Genomic DNA, 24815 nt, shown 5'->3' on the forward strand with positions numbered 1-24815 from the left:
TCACACCTCAATTCTTATCATGCGCCTTCCCAGGACAAAGGCTCCCGCATAAATTGCCAGACAGACTGACATAATTACAACGCCCGTGAAGTTCCCGTAAAGCTGTTCCACAAACCCGGCAAAGCTGAACCGGAGGTACAGGATGATGGCTGCGGGCATTATGCTCATCAGGTTTTGTTCATACTTTTTTGAAGCGATCACTGTATCTATCTCCTGTCTGGTATCTATTTTTTCACATAAGGTTCTCCAGGTATCCTGGAGGACTCCTGAGAGGTTGCCCCCTGTTCTTTTTGCAATCAAAAGCACCTCCCCAAAGGTTCTGATATCCTCAATCTGGCTCCTCCGTCCCAGCTCCAGAAACAACTGTTCCACCGGAACCTGAAATTCCATCTGCCCCACGATTTCCGCCAGTTCCTGTACCATAATATCCTCCTTCCCATACAGTTTTTCCAGATCGGCTCTTGCGCTTCTAACGCCATTCTCCACCGAATAACCCGCCCGAAGCGAAATGTGCAGCGCAGATATGAAATCCTTAAAATGATAGTGAAGACGGCGTTTTTTCTCCTCCAGCAGCGTTCGTTTCCTCTGCCATATGAAACCCGCGGCAATGGCCGCCGCCAGCGGGGACGCCAGGACGGAACGGTAGCAGAGCCACGTGACAAGGCCTCCTGTCAAGGCGCCGCCCAGAAGGTTGACCGCCCATTCCCAGACAGCGAAATGATAGGTTTCATAATCTTGTTTTTCCTTATTGATTTTTTTCATTGCTTTTCTCCAGTTTTTCTCTGTGCCGCAGCGGTGATACGCAGACCAGCTCTGACTGCCGGTTCCTTCCGTATAAGGTCTGAATCTGGATTTCACCCTCCGCATACTCTGTAATTTCTGCTATCTCCTCTACCATCCTCCTGCCTGTCTTGTCCCTTGTCAGATGTACCAGGATCTCGACACCAGACGCGATTTGTCTCCGGATCACTGGTATGGGCAAATCCATTCCCATGAGAACCATCATTTCCAGGCGGCCGATCATATCCCGGACGCTGTTGGCATGAGCGCTGCCCAGGCTGCCGCTGTGTCCGGTATTGAGGCAGCTCAGAAAATCTCCTGCCTCACCGGAACGCACCTCCCCGATGATGATCCGGGAAGGCCGCATTCGCAGTGCGGTTTTTATCAGGTCGCGGATTGTAATCTCTCTGTTCTCCTCCAGATTAGCAGCTTTGGCTTCCAGCCGGACCAGATTGTCAATGCCCTGTATCTGCAGCTCTGCATTGTCTTCAATCGTGACGATACGTTCTTCCTTTGGTATGAAATTAGACAAGGCGTTTAAAAAAGTCGTTTTTCCGGTAGACGTACCCCCGCCCACCAGAATCGTATATCCGGCACGAACAAGATTTCTCAGAAATCCTGCCCCTTCAGCGGTTATGCTGCCCCAGGACACCAGCTTTTCCATGGTGACCGGATCATCCGGAAAGCGCCTGATGGTCATTATGGGGCCATCCAAAGCTACCGGAGGCAGCACAATATTTACCCGGGACCCGTTTTCCAGCCGCGCATCCGCAATGGGGATTTGTTCATTGACCACCCGGTTACACTTTCCTGCAATCTGTTGGATCACGTCCTGAAGCCGCTCCTCTGAAGTAAATGATTTTTCCCACTTCCGGATTATCCCATCTCTTTCCACAAAGATATCCCGATAGCCGTTGACCATGATCTCTGTCACTGTGTTATCTTCCACCAGTTCCTGCAGCACATCCAGCTTGCGGACAGAATAAAAAAGATCTTTCCTCAATCCTTCCTTTTCTTTCAGCGTCAGCAGGAATTCCCGGCTCCTGGAAAGCACCAGATCATCAATGATTTCTAATATTTCCTCATCAGTCAATTCGCCCCGCGCCTCTAGGCGGGACATTAAGAGCTTCCTCATGCTTTCAAAACAGCTCAACCCGGCTCCTTCCTCTGAAGCTGCCTGACATAATCCCCGAGCTCGCTCCAGACCAGATCTTCTATATAGCCCTTTCCCGTCCTGTTCGTGCTGTGGAACGGAGGCTTGATTTTCTGCATTTTCTCCAACACCCCTTCATAATCCCACATCCGCAGCAGATTCTCAAACTGGGCGAGCTTGGCCGCTGAAAGGGCATCCCCCCGGACAGGCACATATACTCTGGTGCAATAATCCAGAATCTGATATAACTCCTGTACGCCGTCGCCCAGATCCAGGATCAGCACTTCATAGGTACTGTTCCTGACAATTTCTTCAAACAGTGCAAGCCACTCCCCGCAGGATGTACATTGAATATCCATGGGAGACAGCGCCGGCGGAACATAATCCAGGTTCTGTATGGGCAGAACCATGCCGCTCAGGCGATGGATCACGTTGGCGTTCTCCTGTCTGACAAAATACAGCAGGTCGCTTAGATTCCGCTCATAGGTTTCACCCAGTATCTGTTCAAATCCAGAGTAGCTCTCCAGATTCAGATAGAGGACGGCGCGGTCCTTCGCCAGGATCTGCCCCAGCGTCAGCGCAAAAGAGGTCTTCTGTGTACGTCCGACCGGGCTGTATACTCCGATGACGCTGGTGCTCTTCTTCATCACCGGACTTCCCTCATGCGCAGCCTTCTCGGCTCCATAGCAATCCATAACCTCCCTGATCACCTGATCGGAAGACTGATACTTATAAATGCTGGAATACTGATCCAGCTCCGGGTTATGCACCCCTTCTGTCAAAATAATCAACTTGCCCACTTTCAGCTGCCTAACTTCTTCACACATGGCTTTGTCAGAGATCAGCAGAATCTCAATGGGCTGTGATTTCGCATATTCGCATAGTATCTCAGCGGATGTAAAAGCCTGTACCTCAAAGGGCAGATTTCGCCTCTGATTGAGATATTCCATGAAATTGTAGGCATATTCCACCTCCAGGTCACAGACTGCAAATATGTTCTTTTTCTTAATCTGATTCAATAGAATCCTCCTATCCACAGCAGAACCCCCATGAGGACAGGCACGGAAAAATGAAAATGTTCCTGCCGCTGTCCTTTCAGGCGGTATGGCTTTCTGGTTTTAGTCGTTAAATATCGCTTGATATAATCGGTAAAGTAAAGCAGACGCTGCAGCCAGCAGCCGCAGACACACAGAATCATGACGGAAATAACCGCTCCGAAGATCACAGACCAGAAGACACAGGAGCGTATCGCTTTATCGCCCATAATGCCTCCCAACGCAGACAATAGTTTAATATCCCCCGCCCCCAGCATGCGGAAATAAAAGAGTCCCCCCAGCAGCAGAACAGGCGTTATACTTCCCGCCGCAAATTCTGACGGCCCTTTTCCGCCAGGATCAAAGCACTGATACAAGAAACCCAGAAGCATGGCCGTCAGAAGCCAGCCATTCGAAATCTTCTGGCTGCGCAGATCCATCTCTGCCGACCCCAGGGCCACAATGAGCGCCAGGCAGCCTGAGACACTCAATCACTCACCTCCTCTGACGAGACACCTAGCCGTAACACCGTACACAAAGCAGCTAATGGTCCTCCATTCACAAAAGTATGTTAGATTGTAAATAATTTGATGGGAAAAACAATCCTGAACAGGATTATCTCTCATTTGAATCATGATTGATTGTGATACTATTATATCACCCACCTGAGATTTGTCCAGAGCAAATTCTAAATTATTTCTGTTTTGTGAAACCTGTACAAAATTACAGCAGAAAATTCTCCGGAAATTTGCCGGCAAAAAAGCTGCTAAACCTTAAAGGCCCACTCTTGTTTCTCTGGTTCTGTCATGTTAAAGTATAGATATTCCATTAGTAAAAGGAGAATCCTATTGGAGACTGATACTTTTATTAAACCTCTGTCCGGCGCCGGCCTAAAGGTGATCGCCTGCGCAGCCATGCTGGCCGATCACCTTAGCAAGGCTTTATCCGTGCCTGATCCAGTCTTTCTGCTCCTGAGCAGCATGATCGGACGTATTGCCTTTCCCATCTTCTGCTTTTTACTGGCTGAGGGTTTTTTCTACACTCACAGCCGGGGACGCTATATCCGCGATCTTTTAATTCTGGCTGTCCTCTCAGAAGTACCCTTTGACCTGGCACTCCACCGCTCCTTCTTTGATCCTGGATATCAGAACACCTGCTTTACGCTGCTTCTGGGTCTTTTGCTTTTCACCTGCCTGGATCAGATGGAACGGAAAAACTTGTCTTTGAATAAGAGCAGAGCCGCCCAGGCCGCTGTGCTGGCCTTGTTTGCGGCTGCCGCCTGGCTGCTAAGGAGCGATTACGGGGTATACGGAATATGCTGTCTGGCCGCCTTTTACTATTTCCGAAGACTTCCTGTACAGGCAGCATTTCTCGGCTGCTTTATACTGAACCTGGACGGTTTTGGCGCGCCGGCCGCTTTCCTGGCTTTAATTCCTATCTATCTTTATAACGGGAAGCGCGGAAGGCAGCTCAAATATGGCTTTTATATTTTTTACCCCTTGCACCTGCTTTTATTATGCCCCCTCATATCCGTATTCTCCTAGTTCCGGTTGGGCTTTATCTCTGCGCTTACCCCAGAGCGGCTTGGACTGTAAATCAAAACCTGAACACTGCTACCCCATACCCAGGCAAATCGTACCCGATGGAGAACGGCTGTCCGTCGCATTCGCGCTTCAGAGCCCGATAGACCTCCGGGACCTCATGGGAACCTCCGTACTTCAGGTTCCTGCTGTCCAGAATCAACCGGTACTGTTTCCTCCTCGGAACACCCACCCGGTAATCCGGCCTGTCCACCGGAGTAAAATTACAGACGAACAGAAGATGGTTCTTACCGGTAGGAGACCAGCGGATGAAGCTGAAAATGCTCCTGTCCCCATCATTGGCATTGATCCAGCTAAAGCATTCACTTCCGGTATCATTGCCGCTGAGCGCCGGATATTTCTTATACATGGCCAGCAGATCCCTGACATATGCCTGGAGATGTTCATTCGGCTTGTTCTGCAGCAGGAACCAATCCAGCTCCCGCTCCTCGCTCCACTCCCGGTACTGGCCGATGTCCTGCCCCATGAACAGCAGCTTTTTCCCGGGATGCCCGATCATAAATGAATATCCCGCCTTCAGATTCTCGAACTTATCTTCATCCTCTCCAGGCATCTTGTTAATCATCGAACACTTCAGATGCACCACTTCATCATGTGACAGAACGAGAATATAATTTTCACTGAATGCATAGGTCAGGGAAAATGTCATTTTATGGTGGTTATACTTACGGAAATAAGGGTCCAGCTTCATATATTCCAGGAAATCGTGCATCCATCCCATATTCCACTTCAGTGTGAACCCAAGTCCGCCATCGTGGACGTCACCGGTTACCTTTGGCCAGGCCGTGGATTCTTCCGCGATCATCATAACGCCTTTATTCCGTCCGGTCACCAGTGAATTCAGATGTTTGAAGAATTCTATCGCTTCCAGGTTTTCATTGCCGCCATTTTTGTTCGGAATCCACTGGCCGGGCTCTCTTCCATAATCCAGGTACAGCATGGACGCCACCGCATCCACCCGCAGGCCGTCCACATGGAATTCTTCCACCCAGTAAAGCGCGTTTGCCAGCAGGAAATTCTTCACCTCCGGGCGCCCGTAATTGAAAATCTTGGTTCCCCAGTCCGGATGTTCTCCCTGGCGGGGATCTGCATGCTCATATACGGCTTCGCCGTCGAATTCAGCCAGCCCGTGGGCGTCCTTCGGAAAATGGGCGGGAACCCAGTCCAAGATGACGCCGATCTTATTCTTATGAAGGTAATCCACCAGATATTTAAACTCCAAAGGCGTCCCATAGCGGGAAGTCGGCGCGTAATAGCCGGTCACCTGATATCCCCAGGAGCCGTCAAAGGGATGCTCGGCAATTCCCATTAACTCCACATGAGTATAGCCCATATCCTTCACATACTCTGTCAGAGACTGGGCCATCTGCTTATAATTGTAAAAGCCCTCCGGGTTGCTTTCTGTCCACGGATGCTTCTTCCAGGAGCCCGGATGTACTTCATAGATGGACAGCGGCGAAGTCTGGGGAGAAAATTCCTGCCGTTTCTGCATCCAAAGGGCGTCGCCCCATTTGTACCCGCCGATGGAAGCGATTCTCGACGCATTTCCCGGACGCTTTTCTGAACAGAACGCATAAGGGTCCGCTTTATACAGCTCCCGCCCATCCTTCGTGTGAATACAATATTTATAGAGTTCACCTTCCAGGGCTTCCGGCACAAACAATTCGTAAACACCCATTTCTGCCACCTTTTTCATCGGATGGCTGTCCGGCCTCCAGCCGTTAAATGTGCCAACGACAGAAACCGACGACGCGTTCGGCGCCCAGACGGTAAACCAGACGCCCTTCTTTCCCTTCTCCAGACCGGGATGCGCCCCCATTTTCCGGTAAATCTCATAATGTGTGGACTGGCCGAATAAATACTGATCCAGCTCCCCAAAACGCGCCGGCTCTTCTTTACTGACGTTTGCTCCTCCCTTTGCCATGAAACACCCTCTCTTTCCTCCATAGTAGAACAGCGCCGCCTGTTCTTATGCCCTCCCTGGCTGCGGGCAAAAACTACTTTGCCCCCTGTAAAACGAGAATTCTGCTCCCGCACGGTTTCAGCGCCACCGAAATCCTTCCTCCCTCCGGGACAAAGATTTCTCCCGACACCACATCCTGATAGCTCTTATCCCCTGACGGAACCTGGACGGATACTTCTGTTGCCTGTTCGTCATTATTCAGTACCGCAATGACCTCATCTTCGTCCTCCATTCTGGCAAATGCATACTGCCTGTTGGTCAGAAGCAATTCCCTGTACCTGCCGTTCACACAGGCCTTATGGTTCCTTCTGACTCCGCTCAGCACCCGGATCCACTCCAGGATCTCCGGATGAGGATTCGTTTCTCTCATATCCTTCAGATCCAGAGCCGGTCTCAGGGGATCATCACTTCCGTTCTCCTTGATGCCCTCGATGCCGAATTCTGAACCATAATAAACAGACGGTATGCCCGGCAGCAGGTACAGCAGGGTGTGAACAGGAACGATGTGCTCCTTGTTCCGCAGCTTTGAATAAATCCGTTCCACATCGTGGTTATCAATAAATGTATACAGCTTCATGCCCTTGTAGATCCCGCCGTTTTCATCAAATTCCCGGCGGATCGTATGCGCGATCTCAAAATAATTATGATCATTATGCCCGGAATAAATTCCTTTATGAAGCTCGTAATTCGTGACGCTGTGCAGCATCCGCGTCCCATCGCCGATGTACCGCCCATAATCTCCGTGTATTACCTCTCCCATCAGCCAGAAATCCTCTTTTTTCTCCCCGGTTCTTCTGCGCATCTCTTCCATAAAAGAGAATTCCAGGCAGTCCGCGCAGTCCAGCCGGATGCCGTCAATGTCGAATTCTTCTATCCAGAAATCAATCACACCCAGAAGATATTCCCGGACAGCCTCCTCCCAGGGATTCAGATTCACGAGCTCCGCGCAGCCGCGCCAGGATTCATAGGAAAAACCATCCTGATAGCTGCTGTTCCCGTCAAAATTCACCCCTTTATACCAGTTCCTGAAGGGAGAGTCCCATTTTTTCTCCCGGATATCCCTGAAGGCGAAAAACTCCCGCCCTGTGTGGTTGAACACTCCATCCACGACGACCCGTATCCCCAGATCATGGGCCACACTCACAAACCGCTTGAAATCCCCGTTATCTCCCAACCTGCGGTCCACCAGCTTATAATCTGTAGTGTCATAACCGTGAGAAACCGACTCAAAAAGGGGCCCGATATATACAGCTTCAAATCCAGTCTCCTTCAGATAAGGCAGCCACTCTTCCGTCAGCCGTTCCAGCCGGTGGACCACCTCTCCGCCCTCATTCCTTCTGGGCGCTCCCAGAAGGCCAATCGGATATATATGATAAAATTCCGCTTCTTCATACCATTTAGCCAAAATAATTTCCTCCTGTCCCTTAATGATGTCAAATTTAATTTAAGAATAAATACCGTACATAAATTGCCGCACCAGCTCATAAATCTGACCGCCGGATATCTCCAGCCCGGATAAGTCCTCCCTGTCTCCGGCCGCCATCATCAGATGATGATGCAAAATACCGATAAATCCCGTGGCAAACTGCTGCTGCCTGCCGTTCATATTGCCCAGCTCTCCCTCCGCCTCTTCAAAGATATGCACAAAAAGCCTGTAATATCGTTGGATCAGCGGATATACCGTTTGGAAACCATCGCTTTTCCTCCCGGAATAGAACAACGACAGCATCAGGAGATAAAATCTGGGATTCCCGCAGGCTCCTTCAAAAAAAGCCTCAGCTACCCGGTAAAGGACCTGCGGCATGTCTGCGTCGTGGACGGCCGCGCTCCGGAGTTTCTGCTCAATCGATTCAAAATAGCAGTACAGCAGCGCTTCCAGAAGCCCGCGTTTGCTGCCGAAATAATAATAAAGGGTGGGCTTCGTAACTCCCGCCAGATCCACGATTTCCTGGACCCCCACCGCATCATATCCTTTTTCATAAAACAGCGACAACGCTGTATCCAGTAGCATTTCCCGATTGTCCATCTGATTGATCTCCTTATTATTAGTATACCAATCGGTATATAAAAAGTCAACAGATCCCATCAAATGGTTAAAGCCGCCTGATCCCTCAGACGGCCTTTGTGAATAATCTCAGAGCATTCTGCTCTGTAATCTCTGTCACCTCCCTGGCTGTAATCCCCTTAATCCTGGCAATTTCCTCTGCGATATAAGGGATATTCAGAGAAGTATTTCTCTTCCCTCTGTTCGGCTCAGGCGCCAGGTACGGACTGTCGGTCTCCAGCAGCAGCTGGGACAAAGGCGCATATTCCACCACTTCTTTCAGCTTCCTGCCATTCTTAAAGGTCACCACTCCGCCGATCCCCAGATAAACACCCATATTCAGATATTCTCTGGCCATTTCCTTCGCATAGGAAAAGCAATGCATGACGCCTCCGATTTCTGAAAGCCCCATCCGTCTGGCAACAGCCAGGGTATCTGCGGCAGCTTCCCGGCTGTGTATGATCACAGGAAGCTTTTCCTCCCGGGCCAGCTGCATCTGACGTTCAAACCATTGTATCTGAACCTCATGGCTTTCCTTATCCCAATAATAATCCAGCCCAATCTCCCCCACCGCCACTGTCTTATCATGACGGCAGAGCCCGCGGATCTCTTCTATTCTCTCATCATTCAATCCGCCCACTTCATCCGGATGAATCCCAACGGCTCCATAAACACAGGGATACCGCTCCATCAGCTCTCTGACAGTCTCCAGGCTGTCCATTCCGGCGCAGACATTGATCACCCTCCCGATACCCCGGCGGGGCAGGGAGGCCAGCAACTCCTCCCGGTCCCCGTCAAAGGCCTCGTCATCATAGTGCGCATGTGTCTCAAATATCATAGCAGCTCTCCAAATCAGCAGATTTCAGCGCCTGAAGGCATCGGCTTCTCCGGCGTCATGAGTGACAGATTGCCGTCGGCGTCCTCTGCACAAAGCAGCATCCCTTCCGAAAGCACGCCGGCCAGCTTCGCCGGCTTCAGGTTCACCAGCACCATCACTTTTTTCCCGACCATCTCCTCCGGTGTATAATACGCTTTAATTCCCGACACAATCTGCCTCACCTGATCCCCAATCCTGACCTGTGAGCAGAGCAGCTTCCTGGACTTTGGCACCGCCTCACAGGCGATGATTTCACCTACGGCAAACTGCATCCGGCCAAACTCTTCAAAAGTAATCTCCGGCTTCAGTTCCAGGCTGATTGCTCCCTTCTCCTGATCTGCCGCCTTCTGGCCGGCGCCTTCCTCAGGCTGTCCTGTCCCGCCCTGGGCCGGAACCTCTGGGTTTTCCTGCTCCGCCGCAGCCCTCTGGGCCTCCTGTATGGCTTCCGCCTTCTCCAGCACTTCCTTCACGTCCAGCCGGGCGAAAAGAATTTCCGGCTTTTCAGTCACCTTTCCGCCGGACGGATACAGGCCGAACTGATCCAGCTGCTCATAATCCCGCTTTTCCGCTCCAAGCTGTTCCAGGATGCGCTCTGTTGTCTCAGGCATGAAGGCTTCCAGAAGAGAAGCCCCTATCGCTATGCTGTCCACCAGATGATAAAGCACCGTGGACAGGCGGTCCTTCTTCGCTTCATCCTTTGCCAGAGCCCACGGCATCGTTTCATCGATGTATTTGTTGCAGCGCTTAAAGAGATTAAATATCTCCGTCAGCGCGTCTGCCACCCTGAGGTTTGCCATCTTCTCAACCACTCTGCCAGCCGTACCTGTTACGACTGCTTTCAGATCATCGTCCATCACATCCTGAACGCCTTTATCACAGACCACGCCGCCGAAATACTTGTTAGACATAGAAATCGTGCGGTTCACCAGATTGCCCAGGGTATTGGCCAGATCTGAATTCATCCTCTCGACCATCAGTTCCCAGGTGATCACCCCGTCATTTTCAAAAGGCATCTCATGAAGAACGAAATATCGCACAGCGTCCACGCCGAAAATCCCTGCCAGGTCATCTGCATAGATCACGTTGCCTTTGGATTTGCTCATCTTGCCGTCTCCCTGAAGCAGCCAGGGATGGCCAAACACCTGCTTAGGCAGGGGCAGCCCCAGCGCCATCAGGAAAATCGGCCAGTAAATCGTATGGAACCGGATGATATCCTTACCAATCAGATGCAGGTCCGCCGGCCACAGCTTCTCAAACTGCCCGCTGCTGCTGCCGTCACAGTCATATCCAATTCCAGTAATGTAGTTCGTCAGGGCATCCAGCCATACATAAGTCACATGCCTGGGGTCAAAATCCACAGGAATCCCCCAGCTGAAGGACGTCCTAGACACACAGAGATCCTGAAGCCCCGGCAGCAGGAAATTATTCATCATCTCATTCTTCCGTGAAACAGGCTGAATGAACTCCGGATGCTCATTGATATATTCAATCAGTCTCGGGGCGTATTTACTCATCTTAAAGAAATATGCCTCTTCCCTGGCAGGTGTTACCGGCCTGCCGCAGTCCGGACACTTTCCATCCACCAACTGGGATTCTGTAAAAAAGGATTCACAGGGAGTGCAATACATTCCCTCATAATATCCCTTATATATATCCCCCTGATCGTACAGCTTCCTGAAAATCTTCTGAACCTGACGCTCGTGATCCTCATCCGTCGTCCGGATAAATTTATCATAAGAAGTATTCATCAGATCCCAGATCCTCTTGATCTGCACCGATACATCATCAACAAATTCCTTGGGGCTGATCCCCTTCTCCTGGGCTTTCAGCTCAATCTTCTGCCCATGCTCGTCAGTGCCCGTCTGGAAAAAAACCTCATACCCCTGCTGTCTCCTGAAACGGGCTATGCTGTCAGCCAAAATGATCTCATAGGTATTACCGATATGCGGCTTACCTGAAGTGTAGGCAATCGCTGTGGTAATATAATATTTCTTCCTGATCTTTTTCATTTCTATCGTCTCCTTATATATTTACTATGAAAGTGCCGGGCGGCAGCTCTGAGAGTGCCAAAGCTGCGAAACAGCCGGCTTTCATGATTGGCTCAATTTCTGTTCCTATCATAGCATAGACAGCCGCCAAAGACAATAAGCCCTATTTTGATTATGAAGAAAAACCTGTGAAAATATTCCAGATCCACGATATAGACATCCGCGCGCCTATTTAAACTTTTTCTTGACTTATCTGTCTTTATATTATATTATAATAATAACAATTATTATTATTAAAGAAAGGAGGATACCGATGCCAACTCTGAAATATAGCCGGCAGCGGGAATCCATTAAGGATAATCTGATGCATCGCACAGATCACCCCACAGCCGATATGGTGTATTCTGATATTCGCAAGGTCTATCCAAATATCAGCCTGGGCACTGTATACCGTAATCTTGCCCTATTGTCCGACCTCGGCGAGATCCAGAAGCTGACAACCAGCGACGGAGCCGTCCGTTTTGACGGGAACACCGCGCCCCATAATCACTTTACCTGCCGGAAATGCGGTTCCGTCCTGGATCTGGAAATGAATGACATCAGCCAGTTTAAAGACAGGGCCAGTGAAAACTTTGACGGAATTGTTGAGAGCTGCAGTGTGAACTTCTATGGTATATGCGGAAACTGCATTAAAAAATCTTAAAAATCTTTAGAAACAGGGTTGACAACTGAAAAGCAATCTGCTATATTAATATCAGTAACAATTACTAATATCAATATAAACAAAAAAATAAACACCATAAAGAAAGGAAGAAAAAAGATGAAAAAATTTGTATGCAGCGTATGTGGTTATGTTCACGAGGGAGATGCAGCACCTGAGTTTTGCCCAATCTGTAAAGCACCGGCATCTAAATTTATTGAGCAGTCCGGAGAAATGAGCTGGGCGTCAGAACATGTAGTAGGCGTTGCCGCCGACGTTGATGAAGACATTAAGAAGGACCTGAGAGCAAACTTTGAAGGTGAGTGCTCTGAAGTCGGCATGTATCTGGCAATGGCCCGCGTAGCCCACAGAGAAGGATATCCGGAGATAGGATTATACTGGGAGAAGGCTGCTTACGAAGAGGCCGAGCACGCAGCTAAATTTGCTGAGCTTCTTGGCGAAGTCGTAACCAGCAGCACCAAGAAAAACCTGGAAATGAGAGTTGAAGCAGAAAATGGCGCTACCGCAGGTAAAACTGATCTGGCAAAACGTGCAAAAGCCGCTAACCTGGATGCTATCCATGACACCGTACATGAGATGGCCCGTGATGAAGCCCGCCATGGCAAAGCTTTCGCAGGCCTTCTGAAGAGATATTTCGGCTAATAAAAAATTCGATATACTTCATATTTAAGAACATATAAGGGTGTGCGGGAAAACTCCCGCACGCCCCAGTTTTTTATAAAGCACTAATCTACATCCTCTGTTTCAGATTTTCAAAAGACAGGAGACGCGGAGGCCGCAGAAACATAACGTATGGGCGGAATAATTATCATCCCCAGTAAAAGTATTTGCAATTTTTTCCTGATACGTTATACTGATAATATGTGAGAGAGTAAAAAATAAAGGAGGATTTTGATATGTCGAAGTATGCAGGAACCAAAACAGAACAGAACCTGATGGATGCCTTCTCGGGTGAATCCCAGGCCAGGAACAAGTATACCTATTACGCTTCCCAGGCTAAAAAAGCCGGATATGAGCAGCTTGCCGCACTTTATCTGGAAACAGCCGATCAGGAAAAAGAGCACGCTAAAATGTGGTTTAAGGAATTCCATGGAATTTCCGACGTCCCCGGCAATCTGGAGGACGCTGCAGCGGGTGAGAATTTTGAATGGACCGACATGTATGCAAGAATGGCCAGAGAAGCCAGAGAAGAAGGTTTTGAAGAGCTGGCAGTTAAGTTTGAAGGTGTGGCACGCGTAGAAGCAGCACATGAGCGCCGGTACCGCAAGCTTCTGGAATCCTACAAGGCAGATAAGACCTTTAAAGGCGATGCTCCTCTCGGCTGGAAGTGCAGGAACTGCGGATTCGTCTATGAGGGCGAGGAGGCTCCCGAAATTTGCCCGGTATGCGCTCATCCGAAGGCTTATTTTGAAAGAAAAGTAGAGAATTACTAATCCCGTTACATAAGGAACTGCATTGCAATACAAGCATATCCCGCAGAAATCTCATGACATTCACAACATGATCCTCTGTAGGATATGCTTGCTTTTTCTTTAGACTCTTTATATGCTGTCTATTACCAGATATCCCCGAAGGTAAAGCCGTTGGGGAATGGATCGTCCTCGTCAAACACCCATTTGCTATAACCGTAAATCCAGCACATTCCTCCCACTGTCGGACATATAGCTTTGCGTCCATAGATCTCCGTGTCCTCTATAGCCATTCCTTTAAAACGCAGTCCCAAAAGTCCCTCGTTTATAAAAGGTTCGTTCAGTTCTAGTTCACCCCTTGCTCCGGCAACTGCCATCAAGGCACAGGTCCCGGTTCCGCAGACACCCCTGTCTATTGCCCCTGACCATGTCTCCGGGCGGTCAAAATCAACCTTTACCTTTCCCAGATGAGGAACCTCTATTACCTGATCCAGATGCTCCGCAAAAGCCGGAACATTCTGGAACGTAACCTGTTGTACTTTTCCATGGCTGCAATCTGCTACAATGTGAATCAGTCCCGCGGGTGCCTCCAGATTAAATTCTGTCACAGGCTCCTCCATGGGTAAAAGTCCAGTCTCCAAAAGCGCTGTTGCTACCGCTATGACATTTCCGCCGCTCATCATGGGATATTCCGTATGTTCCATGATGATAAATCCAGCCGACGCCCGCGGGTCTTTCGCCGGAACGATCAGATTAGCGCAGGTGGCCGGAATCCCTCTCGGCTCCCTCAGCATAAGGAGCCCGATTTGATCATCATTTTTCTCCAGCCACTTGCATTGCTCATATGCGCTGTTGCCGGGAATGCTGGGAACACCGCTTGTTATTACTCTCAGTGGCTCTCCTTCATGAACTTCGACTGCGTCAAACATTCTTTTAAATCCCGTCGTTGTTCCCCTTCCTCATACGATGTTCTACAGTTATCTTTCATTTATTCTAACATGCTGCCTCAGCATGCCTTCCTTGCGCCAACCCAGCCTTACGGTACGAACCATATGCTATTCGTGAATGGCTTCTCTCGCATGACTGCACGTTGTTGGTTGGCAAAGCGATGTGACAAGTAAAAACATACAACTGCGGAAAGTTTACCAAATATCCCCAATCTTAAATCCCTCTGGAAAGGGATCGCTGTCGTCAAGCACCCATTTGGAGTACCCATAGATCCAGCATTCACCGGATAGCTGAGGAATCACAGCCTCATAATCTCCCACCTTTGCCGTCTCCAGAATCTCTCCTGTAAAACGGATGCCCAGAGGCCCCTCGTTCACCCAGGCTTCTCCTACACCCAGTTTTCCTCTGGCGTGAAGCATGGCCATGATGGCACAGCTTCCCGTCCCGCAGACCCCCCGGTCCATGGCCCCGGTCCAGGTTTCCGGACGGTCAAATTCAACAGGATCATAATAATAAACGTTGGCAGTACGATGGTCTGTTCCGGGATTAACCGGTTTCTGGATCATCATTGTGTTGGCGATGCCGATACCCGGAAAATCCGGATGAGAAACCGGCAGCTGGTCCTGTGCCGCTCTGGTCACAAGAGCTGATATTCTCTGAATATCCTTTGCATGGGAAGAATCCAGTACCAATCCCGGGAATTGTGCCGCGTCTATAATCGTAAAAAAGCATCCTCCCCAGGCCACATCAGTTCTGACCCTGCCAAGCGTCGGCACTTCCACTTCAGCATCCAGATATACGGAAAAAGCCGGCTGATTAGTGAAAGTGGTATTGATCACCTTTCCGTTTTTACACTCGGCATGAATATGCATAAGCCCAGCCGGCACTTCCAGTTCAAATTCCGTGACAGGCTCCTGCATAGGCAGCAGCCCGGTCTCCAGAAGAACCGTCACTGTCGCCATGACCGTTGCGCCGCTGCACAGCGGATATTCCTCTCCGCACATAAAAATTGCAGCAGCAGATGCCTTTGGATTTTTTGGCGGCACCAGCAGGCTGACCACTGAAGCCGGAATCCCCCGTGGTTCCGTCAGCATGAGTTTCCGAATTTGATCATCATGCCGGATCAGCCAGTTTCTCTGTTCCATCAATGTATTTCCGGGGATATAGGGAACCCCGCCGGTAATAACCCGCATCGGTTCACCTTCATGAACCTCCACCGCGTCAAATGTTCTGCGAATACCCATATTTTACTTTCCCTCCTGCAGCTCTCCGCCGCCCGGGGCTAAAATGCCCATGACCTAAGATGTATCTGATTTAAAATCACCAAATATCTCCAAACCGGAATCCTTTCTGGAAGGGGTCTGTCTCATCCATCACCCATTTTGTATGCCCATAGACCCAGCACTCGCCAGTGAGCTGTGGGAGAATTGCCGGATAATTCCCGACTTTTGTTTCCCCAATGATTGTTTCTGTAAACTGAATTCCCATAAGGCCTTCATTGACTAACGACTGTCCCACCTCTAACCTGCCTTTTGCATGGAGCACCGCCATCAGCGCGCAGCTCCCGGTCCCACAGACGCCCCGGTCCAGCCCGCCGGTTTCCCAGGTTTCCGGCCGCTTCAGATCTACGCCGGTACAGCCATAGACATTCGCCGTACGAATATCTGTACCGGGTGTAATGGGGGGCTGGTACATAATTGATACGCCCACGCCCAGATCCGGATAATCGGGATGAACTGGATGCAGCTGCTCCTTCGCTGCCTGTGTAACTGCTGCAGACAGACGCCGGATTTCCCTGGCATGCTCCGAGTCCAATACAAGACCGTCAAACTGAACAGCGTCTATTACCGCAAAAAAGCCCTGGCCGCCCCATGCCACATCAATAGTCACCTTCCCCAATGAAGGCACGTCTACTGTTTGATCCAGTCCTGCAGCAAATGTAGGCAGACTGGTAAAAGTGCATCTGGTTACTTTACCATTTTTGCATTCCGCCCGGATGGGCACAAGTCCGGCGGGAATTTCCAGGTTAAATTCAGTCACCGGCTCCTGCATGGGAATCATTCCGGTTTCCAGAAGTGCTGTGGCCGTGGCAATGACCGTGGCACCGCTGTGAAGGGTCCAGGCATCCCCGCAGGCAAACAACGTAGCCGCCGCTGCCTGCGGATCTTTTGGCGGCACAATCAGACTGATAACGGTAGCCGGCATCCCTCTGGGTTCATTCAGTAACATGCCCAGAATCTGCCTGTCATGGGCCTGTAGATATTTTTCCTGTTCCTGCAGCGTATCACCGGGAATATAAGGAACGCCGCCCGTAATAACGCGCATGGGTTCTCCTTCATGAACCTCCACACAGTCAAACATTCGTTTGAATCCCATATTCTAATATACCTCCTTCTTGACCTATATTATAAAGGAGACTCTTATTTCTGTATATTTAATACTATTGAAGTCAAAGATCAAAAAAATTGAAGTACTCCCCCAAATACAGCGAATTGTCACGAAAGACTTTTTAGCGCATCAAAAAACTCAGAAAACAAAAAAACTCCCCATAAAATGAGGAGTGCCCCGGTAATTCTACCGGGGCTATTATTATGAAAAAATTTTTGTGTAATGAATCATCCATTACAGTTCAGCAGTTCCTTTGAACTGAATATATATTAGCAATTATTTATGAACACAGTGTGAACTCACGATGAAACATCTGTTAATTTGCTTAATTTATATGCTAGCATTCATTATTTTTTGTGTATTTTACACTATATCCAGCACTAAATAGCATTATTTGAATAACCCGCTAAACCAATCTGTGATCTGCGTCCACACATTGCTGAACCAATTGCCGATCTGTGCAAAAAAGCCCTGCACATCCTCTTCTGTGATATTCAGATCCATCCCCTCCAGCTTCTCGTAGATTCCCTGCACCTGGGCTTTCAAATCATCCACATTCAGGTCCAGATTGGAGATTTTCTCCATCAGGTCTTTTATCTGCTGCTTCTGCTCATCCGTCAGTGTAATATGCAACTCAGAGGATGCTTTGTCAATAATCTCATCAATCTTTTCAGGATCGTCAATGCCCGATGCGACAATGGCTTCTTTAATCGCGGCAATAAGATTTTCCGCCTGCTCCGTGTCCCCCAGGACATCACCGATCTGGCTGGTTGTTACCAGCTCCTGGGTGGCTGCCTCCACATTCTCCGCCTGCAGGGGTTCACCTGTCATCTCTGAATAAGCTTTCATAACGCCAATCAATGCGGCTGTGCCGGATATTTTCGCCGGTCCGGCCACCTTGATGTCAGCGTTCTCAATTCCGGCAGTCGCCAACGCGTTCTGATACATTCCCACGGTACAGTAGCTGATGTTCTGGGTCGTCACCTGAATCCCATATCCGCTTTCCTTTCCGACTACCAGCGCGGATGAAAGCGCCTGGTCTCCAATCAGGCTGTAATCCAGATAAGCATCCAGATACTGATGCTCTTCCTCGTTCGTGATGTTCACAACCGTATATCCCTGCAGCTCTTCTTCTGTCACTCCCAGAAGCTCAAGCACCGTGGCCCTCTGATTCCCATCCAAATCTGCACCCAATGAAACATATGGCTTATTCAAAACCGCATCCTTTGCGCTCGCCATAGCCGGCACAGCTAGCATGCCCAAGGTCATCACCGCGCTTAAAGTAATTGCTGCTCCTTTTCTCCACTTTGCCTTCATATAAATTCCCCTTTCTAAATTCAAATACCGACTTTCCCCTGTCAAATGGTTTTGCCGCCATCCCGCCGCGCCTGTGCGGCAGCCTGCCTAAACCTTCTGCTTTCGCACGGCGTCAGGCTGGCAGATACATTATAACATGTTCTCTGGCCATGTGATCCCTCCAGAATATACGCAGAATCTGCAACAGAAAATTTTACTTCGCTCAATTACAGGCCGGCGCTGTTGTAATGTCTGATGACATTATAACATACCCTGTCAAACACGTCCCGGGATTCATAGAAGCTTTTGATTTTGTTCATGAATTCTTTACAGGCTGAACATGATTTCAACACATTTTGACTGTATACTAACAGTATAAAATAATTAAGCCAAAAAATTATTTTATAATTTTCTTTTTCATATGCCGATTGAAAAATCGGCTCTCCTTCCTTTAAAATAAGGGGCTGCTGCGGATATCCGCGGCAGCCCCTCCTTGTGTGCCCTGTTATCAGCATTCCTGATGAAGTCCCCTCTCTCCCGCAGGCAAGCACTTATGATCGCCTCAGATAATCGGCCAGCGCCGCGAACTGTTCCAGCGTCAGTGTCTCTCCCCGGACATCTGGTGAAAGGCCGCATGCCGCCAGAGCGATTTCCAGGTCTTCCTTTTGAAAGGAAAGTCCTTTATCATTGCGAAGACCATTGAGTAATGTCTTTCTCCTCTGGTTAAACGACGCGCGTATCAGCCGGAACATCAGAGCTTCATCCGATACTTCCGTTTTAGACACTTTGTTTCTCAGCCGGATGACGGCACTGCCCACCTGCGGCCTGGGCATAAAACAGTTGGGAGGCACGTTTGCTGCAAGATATGGTTCCGCATAATACTGAACCGCGAGAGAAAGAGCCCCGTAATCTTTACTTCCCGGCCCGGCCTGCATGCGGCTGGCCACCTCCTTCTGCACCATCACCGTGATCGTATCCACCGGAACATGGTTCTCAAATAAGCCCATGATAATCGGAGTCGTAATATAATAGGGCAGATTTGCAACTATTTTAACAGGCTTCCCCCCGTTCTTTTTTTCCGCAAGGTCAGCCAGATCCAGTTTCAGGATATCCTCATGTATCACTGTCACATTATCCCAGTCGTTCAGCGTATCCTCCAGGATGGGGATCAGATTGCGGTCAATCTCCACAGCGCAGACCTCCCTGGCGGCATAAGCCAGATACTGGGTCAGAGTCCCTATACCCGGCCCTATCTCAACCACAAAATCATCCTCTGTTATTTCCGCCGCAGCCAGAATTTTATCCAGCACATGAGGGTCAATCAGGAAATTCTGCCCGAATTTCTTCTGAAAACGAAATCCATACTTCTGCAAGATCTCAATTGTTCTCTGCGGAGTCCCCAGCCAGGGCTTCTTTTTTTCCATTCTCCAGCTCCTTCAAGTTTTTCAGATAAAAAGGACCGGCGGCAACAGCTTTCTGTACCCCGGTCCTATCTGTTTATACATCAAAATCTTTTTCATACAGGACGGTCCATTGATCCTTATTCTTGTCGCGTCCAGACCCACGCCGTCCAAACCTGCGTGTTCCTTTTTTCGCACGGGCCATGGCGTTGTCCACCATTTCCTTAACCCTGGAAATCGTAACCGGCTCTTCCTCCGACTGGTTGTTGCCAATCAGTGTGTAAAGAGCGAGCACACCCATCTCATCCATTTTGCAGCCGTTTTCTGTGGCATAAGTTCTGGCGAAGGTCACCAGCTCATCATTCGTGAAAACAGGAATGGATATCACCTGTTCAAATTTACCCGCGAACTGGGGATATTGCTTCAGAAGAGCGCGCATGTTCGCTTTCTCATCTTCAATAATCAGGATCATGCAGTCTGTTCTGAACTCCATGGCGCGGTTCAGCTTATCGATGGTCTTTGCAGTCATATCGCCGGCGTTTTCAATGATCAGGAATCCTCCGGACATCTTGGCTACGATTTTGGCAGGATCTTTGTGGTTCATGTCAGAACCCTCCAGACGGGCAATCTTCGCCGCATCCATGCCCAGATCCTTGCACATCGCAACAATCAGCCCATAGGTCAGTCTGGACTTACCGGTCCCCTCAGCGCCCATTACTGCTATGTTCCCATGACGGGAGGTATGTTCTCCTGCATGTTCATATACATTATTAATCGCTTCTAAAATCTGCTGGTCCATGCCGGGAATTCTCGCAAAATATGTGAAGATTTTCCTTTGATCGTCACTCATCCGGGTAGGCTTCGCATCATTCAGAATTCGGATCCTCCGCTCCTCCGGAGTCTCTTCCCGCAAAACATCCTCGATAGAAACAGGGATTGTATTCTGTCCAATCTTATTCAGCGGAATTGTCCTCTGGATCTTCTCTTCAGGGGTTGGTTCCGGGTCTGGAATCTCCAGCTCTTCATTATATAAAGGCTTCTTGGACTGCTGCGGCTGTAAAAATCCCGCCTCCAGTTCATCCATCTCATCAAATTCATGAATGTCCCTGAACCGGTTCTCAGGCTCAGATGTACCATGGGATACTTCTTGATCCGCCTCCGCTTCCAATGCGTCTGACAGGTCGGGAATGTCTTCTTCTCCGGCTGCCTCCTGTTCCATCGCCTCCGCAGCTGCCTCTGCCGTATGCTCCTTTGGCACATCCATCATCACTTCAGCTGCAGGCTCTGGCTCATACCCCTCAATACCTGTTGCCGAACGCCCCGCCTCATATTCTTCAGTTTCCGCTGATCCCGGTTGTGCGGGCGCCTGCGTCAACTGCCTATTTTTATCGAAATCTCCGGATGCTATCTCTTCAGATAGACTATCCGCCGTTTCTTTCAGCAGCGCATCCAGATCAAAGTCTGCAAAGGACATCTGCCCCTCTATCTGCTCTTCTTCCGTCTCTGCCTTAGGTTCCGGCCTGGATAAGATGGTTCTGGCTGCTTCAGGCCTTGGCCTCACTTCTGCTTCAACCTTCTCCGGCTCCAGATCCTGAACCAGTAAATTCTCAGGAACCTCTTCCGGCTCAGGCATCTCCAGCTCTCTGGACACTCCCAGATCCTTCACCTGGGGTGCCTCTTTTTTCACGCCGGAAAACACTTCATGGATGCTCTTTGCCAGCTGCTCTCTCAGGTTTGCTGTCTTCCCAATAAATTCCCGGGAAGTGATGGAATAATCGTCCACAGAGTCATCAGTAGCCGCTGCCTCGTCCATAGCATCGTTCATGTTCACATTCCTGGTGATAGCTGCCCCTGCCTGATCCATGCGTTTTAATACGTCCTGGGACCCCGTGCTGTCGGCACTGGACGCCCGTGCCGGACTCTTCTCCACCCTCGGACGGGCAGGAGGTACGACCTTCGGACGTTCTGCTTTCAGATAACGGTATTTCTCTTTTTCATATAAATCCTGCTGGGATGGCGCAAGAGGCTGGTACTTCATCTTCAGCTCCATGGCCTTCACCACATACTTACCTTCACTAAACCACAAAATCAGGTCATCACAGGCATCCACACATCTCTGGTTGTCGCCCGCCTTGCTGTAGAGAGTCGCCAGCTCATAAGCCCAGCGCTCAGTATATTCCTTATCCTTATACTCTTCCAGAATCGAGATCTGGTCTGCCAGCGGAGAACGTCTGGCTTTATAGATCTTATATTTCAAAATATACCGTGAGTTATCATTCGGAGCAACCTCTGTATACTCTGTATAAAAATCTACAGCCTCATCCACTTCTCCCAGCTTCAGACTGATCTCCACCAGGCGGTACAGAATGCTCTTGCCAATAGATGCCCTGTCATAAGCCAGCAATAAAATGTCCTTGCAATTGCGATAATCTTTATTAACCTCATAAATATCCGCCACCATGTTCAGTGTGCGAATGCTTTTTACCCGCCTCCAGTCGATGCTTTCCGCGATCTGCAGCGCATTATTAAAGTCCTGTTCCTGCACACACCGCGTAAGCTCGTCCAGCTTTAAATGGTATTCTGTTTTATCCAACGTATTCACCTCTAATGACTATTTAGCTATAGATGGTTTTAGTGTATCACACCGGAAAGTCAATGTCAAAAATTATTATTTCCAAATTAAATCCAAAAGATTCCGGCTGGCGGGGTGTGTGGATACCCGGACAAAAAACGGCGGGAGGCGGAGGTTTATTTTACAGTTATTCTTTCGAGCTTCCAGATGTCATCCACGTATTCCTGAATTGTCCTGTCTGAGCTGAATTTTCCGGCACAGGCAGTATTGAGGATCGCGCTCCTTGCCCAGGCTGCCTCATTGCGGTATTTGGCTTCCACACGCTCCTGGGCCGCCGCATAGGACTTGAAGTCTGCCAGTATAAAGTACATGTCGGCACGGCTGGAGTTCTGTGTGTTCAGCAGGGAATTGTAAATATCGCGGAACATGTTCATGTCCCCGCCTGAGTACATCCCGTTAATCAGCTGCATCAGCACCTGGCGGATATCCGGGTCGTTGTTGAAGTATTGCATCGGATTGTAGCCGCCGTTCTGCTCGTAATTCATCACCTCGTCTGCGGTCAGGCCGAAGATAAACGCATTTTCCTCACCGACCTCTTCCACGATCTCCACGTTGGCGCCGTCCATTGTTCCAAGGGTCAGGGCGCCGTTCAGCATGAACTTCATGTTGCCGGTTCCGGAGGCTTCTTTGCTGGCGGTGGAAATCTGCTCGGACACGTCGGCCGCCGCGAAGATCAGCTCTGCGTTGCTGACACGATAGTCCTCAATAAATACTACCTTCAGTTTCCCCTTGATGGTTTCATCGTGGTTGATGACCCCGCCCACATTATTAATCAGTTTGATGATAGATTTAGCACGCTCATAGCCGGCGCTGGCCTTCGCTCCGAAAATGAAGGTCCGGGGATAGAAGGGCAGCTCCGGATGTTCTTTGATCTTATTATAGAGATACATCACATGCAGGATGTTCAGCAGCTGGCGTTTGTACTCATGCAGCCGCTTTACCTGTACGTCAAAGATGGACCGGGGATCTATTTCTACTCCGTTGTGTTCCTGGATATATTTTGCCAGTCTCACCTTATTCTGATATTTGATGTTCATGAATTCGGCCTGGGCCTTCTCATCGTCGGCATAGACTGTGAGTCCCTTGTTCCTGGAAAGGTCTGTCACCCATTCCTTTCCCACGTGCTCCGTCACCCAGCCTGCAAGCAGCGGGTTGCCGTGAAGCAGGAAACGGCGCTGGGTGATGCCGTTTGTCTTGTTGTTGAATTTCTCCGGCATCATCTCATAGAAATCTTTCAGCTCTCTTTTTTCGAGAATCTCCGTATGCAGCCTTGCCACTCCGTTTACAGAATAGCCGCCCACGATGGCCAGATTGGCCATCCTCACCTGGCCGTCATAGATCACAGCCATCTTGCGGATTTTCTCCTCATTGTTCGGATACTGGGCGCGGACACGCTCACAGAACCGGCGGTTGATCTCCTCCACAATCTGATACACCCTTGGCAGCAGCCGCGAAAACAGCTCGATCGGCCATTTCTCCAGAGCTTCTGCCATGATCGTGTGGTTGGTATAGGCGCAGGTCCTGGTGGTCACCTCCCAGGCCTCGTCCCAGGTCAGTCCCTCTTCATCCATCAGAATCCTCATCAGCTCCGGCACCGCTACCGTCGGATGGGTGTCGTTCATCTGGAATGTAATTTTCTCATATAACTTGCGGATATCACCGTGATTCTTCTTATATTTCTGAATCGCCGTCTGAACGCTGGCAGATATGAAGAAATACTGCTGTTTCAGACGAAGCTCCTTGCCCGCCATGTGGTTATCATTGGGATACAGCACTTCAACAATGGTCCGGGCCAGGTTTTCCTGCTCTACTGCCTTGTGGTAATCCCCCTTGTCGAAGGAATCCAGCTGGAAATCATTAATGGCCTCCGCGTCCCAGATACGCAGGGTGTTTACCACATTATTATTGTAGCCGACAACGGGCAGGTCATAGGGGATTGCCCGCACAGACTGATAGCCTTCCTGGATGAAATCATTCCTTCCGGTCTCCTGGTTGTAGGATACCCGCACATAGCCTCCGAATTTGATTTCTTTGGCGTATTCCGGCCGTTTCAGCTCGAAGGGATAGCCTCCGTCCTTCAGCCAGTTGTCCGGTACTTCTACCTGATAGCCGTCGCGGATCTCCTGCTTGAACATCCCATAGTGATAACGGATGCCGCAGCCGTAAGCGGCATACCCCAGCGTCGCCAGGGAATCCAGGAAGCAGGCGGCCAGGCGGCCCAGCCCTCCGTTGCCCAGGGCCGGGTCCCTCTCTTCGTCCTCAATGGCATTAAGATCAATGCCCAGCTCATCCAGGGCCTCCTTTACCTCTCCATATGCCGTCAGGTTCAGCAGATTATTGCCCAGATAACGGCCGGTCAAAAATTCCATGGACATATAATATACGATTTTAGGATCTGTCTCATTCATAACCTTCTGGGTTTTCATCCAGTTATCGATGATGACATCCTTCACCACATAACACACTGCCTGATAGATCTGGTGGCTGTTTGCCTCCTCCAGGGTTGTGCGGAACAGGTTCTTCACTTCTTCTCTTACACTTTTCTTAAATTTTTCCTTCTTAAATATCGGATTCAGCATGC

Annotated in this window: 20 protein-coding genes; 4 read left to right on the top strand and 16 right to left on the bottom strand. The window is 49.6% G+C overall.

The genetic code is table 11. The features are described 5' to 3' along the window. The 4 genes from H9Q79_RS13530 to H9Q79_RS13545 are packed head-to-tail and all read right to left on the bottom strand — an operon-like array spanning position 1 to position 3458. Positions 1-762: a type II secretion system F family protein gene (locus H9Q79_RS13530; RefSeq protein WP_249328515.1), complete on the bottom strand. Its 762-nt coding sequence runs from the start codon at positions 760-762 to the stop codon at positions 1-3. Further along, positions 746-1900: a TadA family conjugal transfer-associated ATPase gene (locus H9Q79_RS13535; RefSeq protein WP_330596815.1), complete on the bottom strand. Its 1155-nt coding sequence runs from the start codon at positions 1898-1900 to the stop codon at positions 746-748. The genes H9Q79_RS13530 and H9Q79_RS13535 overlap by 17 nt, the downstream gene beginning before the upstream one ends. Before the next feature lie 29 nt (positions 1901-1929). Continuing rightward, the gene (locus H9Q79_RS13540; RefSeq protein WP_249328516.1) at positions 1930-2952 is read right to left on the bottom strand and encodes a P-loop NTPase family protein; all 1023 of its coding nucleotides are present in this window, start codon (positions 2950-2952) and stop codon (positions 1930-1932) included. After that, the gene (locus H9Q79_RS13545; RefSeq protein WP_249328517.1) at positions 2949-3458 is read right to left on the bottom strand and encodes an A24 family peptidase; all 510 of its coding nucleotides are present in this window, start codon (positions 3456-3458) and stop codon (positions 2949-2951) included. The genes H9Q79_RS13540 and H9Q79_RS13545 overlap by 4 nt, the downstream gene beginning before the upstream one ends. Positions 3459-3815: 357 nt before the next feature. Between H9Q79_RS13545 and H9Q79_RS13550 the strand changes: the two genes are divergently transcribed. Further along, positions 3816-4511 (top strand): TraX family protein, encoded by a 696-nt coding sequence (locus tag H9Q79_RS13550; protein WP_249328518.1) that lies wholly within the window; start codon positions 3816-3818, stop codon positions 4509-4511. 52 nt (positions 4512-4563) lie between these two features. Here H9Q79_RS13550 and glgB read toward each other — a convergent pair whose 3' ends face one another. The 5 genes from glgB to metG form a co-directional block, all read right to left on the bottom strand. After that, positions 4564-6492 carry a 1,4-alpha-glucan branching protein GlgB gene (glgB, locus tag H9Q79_RS13555; protein ID WP_118644362.1) on the bottom strand — a complete coding sequence of 643 codons (1929 nt, stop codon included), beginning with the start codon at positions 6490-6492 and terminating at the stop codon, positions 4564-4566. Positions 6493-6565: 73 nt separating this feature from the next. Further along, positions 6566-7936 (bottom strand): alpha-amylase family glycosyl hydrolase, encoded by a 1371-nt coding sequence (locus H9Q79_RS13560; RefSeq protein ID WP_118644360.1) that lies wholly within the window; start codon positions 7934-7936, stop codon positions 6566-6568. A gap of 39 nt (positions 7937-7975) precedes the next feature. Then, positions 7976-8557: a TetR/AcrR family transcriptional regulator gene (locus H9Q79_RS13565; RefSeq protein ID WP_249328519.1), complete on the bottom strand. Its 582-nt coding sequence runs from the start codon at positions 8555-8557 to the stop codon at positions 7976-7978. 85 nt (positions 8558-8642) lie between these two features. Next, entirely contained in the window at positions 8643-9413 is a 771-nt protein-coding gene (locus H9Q79_RS13570) for a TatD family hydrolase (RefSeq protein ID WP_118644356.1), read from the bottom strand. A 14-nt stretch (positions 9414-9427) separates the two neighbouring features. Then, positions 9428-11461, bottom strand: coding sequence for a methionine--tRNA ligase (gene metG / locus H9Q79_RS13575; protein ID WP_118644354.1), 2034 nt, complete (start codon positions 11459-11461; stop codon positions 9428-9430). 292 nt (positions 11462-11753) lie between these two features. Here metG and H9Q79_RS13580 point away from each other — a divergent pair, with 292 nt between their 5' ends. The 3 genes from H9Q79_RS13580 (at position 11754) to rbr (ending at position 13594) form a co-directional block, all read left to right on the top strand. Beyond that, the gene (locus H9Q79_RS13580) at positions 11754-12143 is read left to right on the top strand and encodes a Fur family transcriptional regulator (protein WP_118644352.1); all 390 of its coding nucleotides are present in this window, start codon (positions 11754-11756) and stop codon (positions 12141-12143) included. 117 nt (positions 12144-12260) lie between these two features. Further along, a complete protein-coding gene (locus tag H9Q79_RS13585; RefSeq protein WP_118644350.1) occupies positions 12261-12803 on the top strand; it encodes an NADH peroxidase in 543 nt (180 codons plus the stop codon). 254 nt (positions 12804-13057) lie between these two features. Then, complete coding sequence (gene rbr, locus H9Q79_RS13590) at positions 13058-13594, top strand: rubrerythrin (RefSeq protein ID WP_118644348.1); 537 nt, start codon at positions 13058-13060, stop codon at positions 13592-13594. Positions 13595-13716: 122 nt separating this feature from the next. On the opposite strand, the gene H9Q79_RS13595 is transcribed toward rbr, so the two are convergent. The 7 genes from H9Q79_RS13595 to H9Q79_RS13625 form a co-directional block, all read right to left on the bottom strand. Further along, positions 13717-14499 carry a proline racemase family protein gene (locus H9Q79_RS13595; RefSeq protein ID WP_118644346.1) on the bottom strand — a complete coding sequence of 261 codons (783 nt, stop codon included), beginning with the start codon at positions 14497-14499 and terminating at the stop codon, positions 13717-13719. 213 nt (positions 14500-14712) lie between these two features. Further along, on the bottom strand, positions 14713-15762 hold the full coding sequence (locus H9Q79_RS13600) for a proline racemase family protein (RefSeq protein ID WP_249328520.1): 1050 nt from the start codon (positions 15760-15762) through the stop codon (positions 14713-14715). Positions 15763-15838: 76 nt separating this feature from the next. Beyond that, the gene (locus H9Q79_RS13605; protein WP_118644344.1) at positions 15839-16894 is read right to left on the bottom strand and encodes a proline racemase family protein; all 1056 of its coding nucleotides are present in this window, start codon (positions 16892-16894) and stop codon (positions 15839-15841) included. A 402-nt stretch (positions 16895-17296) separates the two neighbouring features. Continuing rightward, entirely contained in the window at positions 17297-18223 is a 927-nt protein-coding gene (locus H9Q79_RS13610) for a DUF1002 domain-containing protein (protein ID WP_249328521.1), read from the bottom strand. A gap of 530 nt (positions 18224-18753) precedes the next feature. After that, positions 18754-19626, bottom strand: a complete 873-nt coding sequence (gene rsmA, locus H9Q79_RS13615) for a 16S rRNA (adenine(1518)-N(6)/adenine(1519)-N(6))-dimethyltransferase RsmA (RefSeq protein ID WP_118644340.1) — start codon at positions 19624-19626, stop codon at positions 18754-18756. A 73-nt stretch (positions 19627-19699) separates the two neighbouring features. Beyond that, the gene (locus H9Q79_RS13620; protein WP_456341161.1) at positions 19700-22204 is read right to left on the bottom strand and encodes a tetratricopeptide repeat protein; all 2505 of its coding nucleotides are present in this window, start codon (positions 22202-22204) and stop codon (positions 19700-19702) included. Between the two features lie 146 nt (positions 22205-22350). After that, positions 22351-24813, bottom strand: a complete 2463-nt coding sequence (locus tag H9Q79_RS13625) for a glycogen/starch/alpha-glucan phosphorylase (RefSeq protein ID WP_249328523.1) — start codon at positions 24811-24813, stop codon at positions 22351-22353. Between the last annotated feature and the right edge of the window lie 2 nt (positions 24814-24815).

The sequence above is a fragment of the Wansuia hejianensis genome (genome assembly GCF_014337215.1).
In the GTDB taxonomy this organism is placed as follows: domain Bacteria; phylum Bacillota; class Clostridia; order Lachnospirales; family Lachnospiraceae; genus Scatomonas; species Scatomonas hejianensis.

What these genes read in the sequence shown, in the direction of transcription:
- H9Q79_RS13530 (WP_249328515.1), bottom strand. Translation starts at nt 762, where the DNA reads ATGAAAAAAATCAATAAGGAAAAACAAGATTATGAAACCTATCATTTC.
- H9Q79_RS13535 (WP_330596815.1), bottom strand. Translation starts at nt 1,900, where the DNA reads ATGTCCCGCCTAGAGGCGCGGGGCGAATTGACTGATGAGGAAATATTA.
- glgB (WP_118644362.1), bottom strand. Translation starts at nt 6,492, where the DNA reads ATGGCAAAGGGAGGAGCAAACGTCAGTAAAGAAGAGCCGGCGCGTTTT.
- H9Q79_RS13565 (WP_249328519.1), bottom strand. Translation starts at nt 8,557, where the DNA reads ATGGACAATCGGGAAATGCTACTGGATACAGCGTTGTCGCTGTTTTAT.
- H9Q79_RS13570 (WP_118644356.1), bottom strand. Translation starts at nt 9,413, where the DNA reads ATGATATTTGAGACACATGCGCACTATGATGACGAGGCCTTTGACGGG.
- metG (WP_118644354.1), bottom strand. Translation starts at nt 11,461, where the DNA reads ATGAAAAAGATCAGGAAGAAATATTATATTACCACAGCGATTGCCTAC.
- H9Q79_RS13580 (WP_118644352.1), top strand. Translation starts at nt 11,754, where the DNA reads ATGCCAACTCTGAAATATAGCCGGCAGCGGGAATCCATTAAGGATAAT.
- H9Q79_RS13585 (WP_118644350.1), top strand. Translation starts at nt 12,261, where the DNA reads ATGAAAAAATTTGTATGCAGCGTATGTGGTTATGTTCACGAGGGAGAT.
- rbr (WP_118644348.1), top strand. Translation starts at nt 13,058, where the DNA reads ATGTCGAAGTATGCAGGAACCAAAACAGAACAGAACCTGATGGATGCC.
- H9Q79_RS13595 (WP_118644346.1), bottom strand. Translation starts at nt 14,499, where the DNA reads ATGTTTGACGCAGTCGAAGTTCATGAAGGAGAGCCACTGAGAGTAATA.
- H9Q79_RS13600 (WP_249328520.1), bottom strand. Translation starts at nt 15,762, where the DNA reads ATGGGTATTCGCAGAACATTTGACGCGGTGGAGGTTCATGAAGGTGAA.
- H9Q79_RS13605 (WP_118644344.1), bottom strand. Translation starts at nt 16,894, where the DNA reads ATGGGATTCAAACGAATGTTTGACTGTGTGGAGGTTCATGAAGGAGAA.
- H9Q79_RS13610 (WP_249328521.1), bottom strand. Translation starts at nt 18,223, where the DNA reads ATGAAGGCAAAGTGGAGAAAAGGAGCAGCAATTACTTTAAGCGCGGTG.
- rsmA (WP_118644340.1), bottom strand. Translation starts at nt 19,626, where the DNA reads ATGGAAAAAAAGAAGCCCTGGCTGGGGACTCCGCAGAGAACAATTGAG.
- H9Q79_RS13625 (WP_249328523.1), bottom strand. Translation starts at nt 24,813, where the DNA reads ATGCTGAATCCGATATTTAAGAAGGAAAAATTTAAGAAAAGTGTAAGA.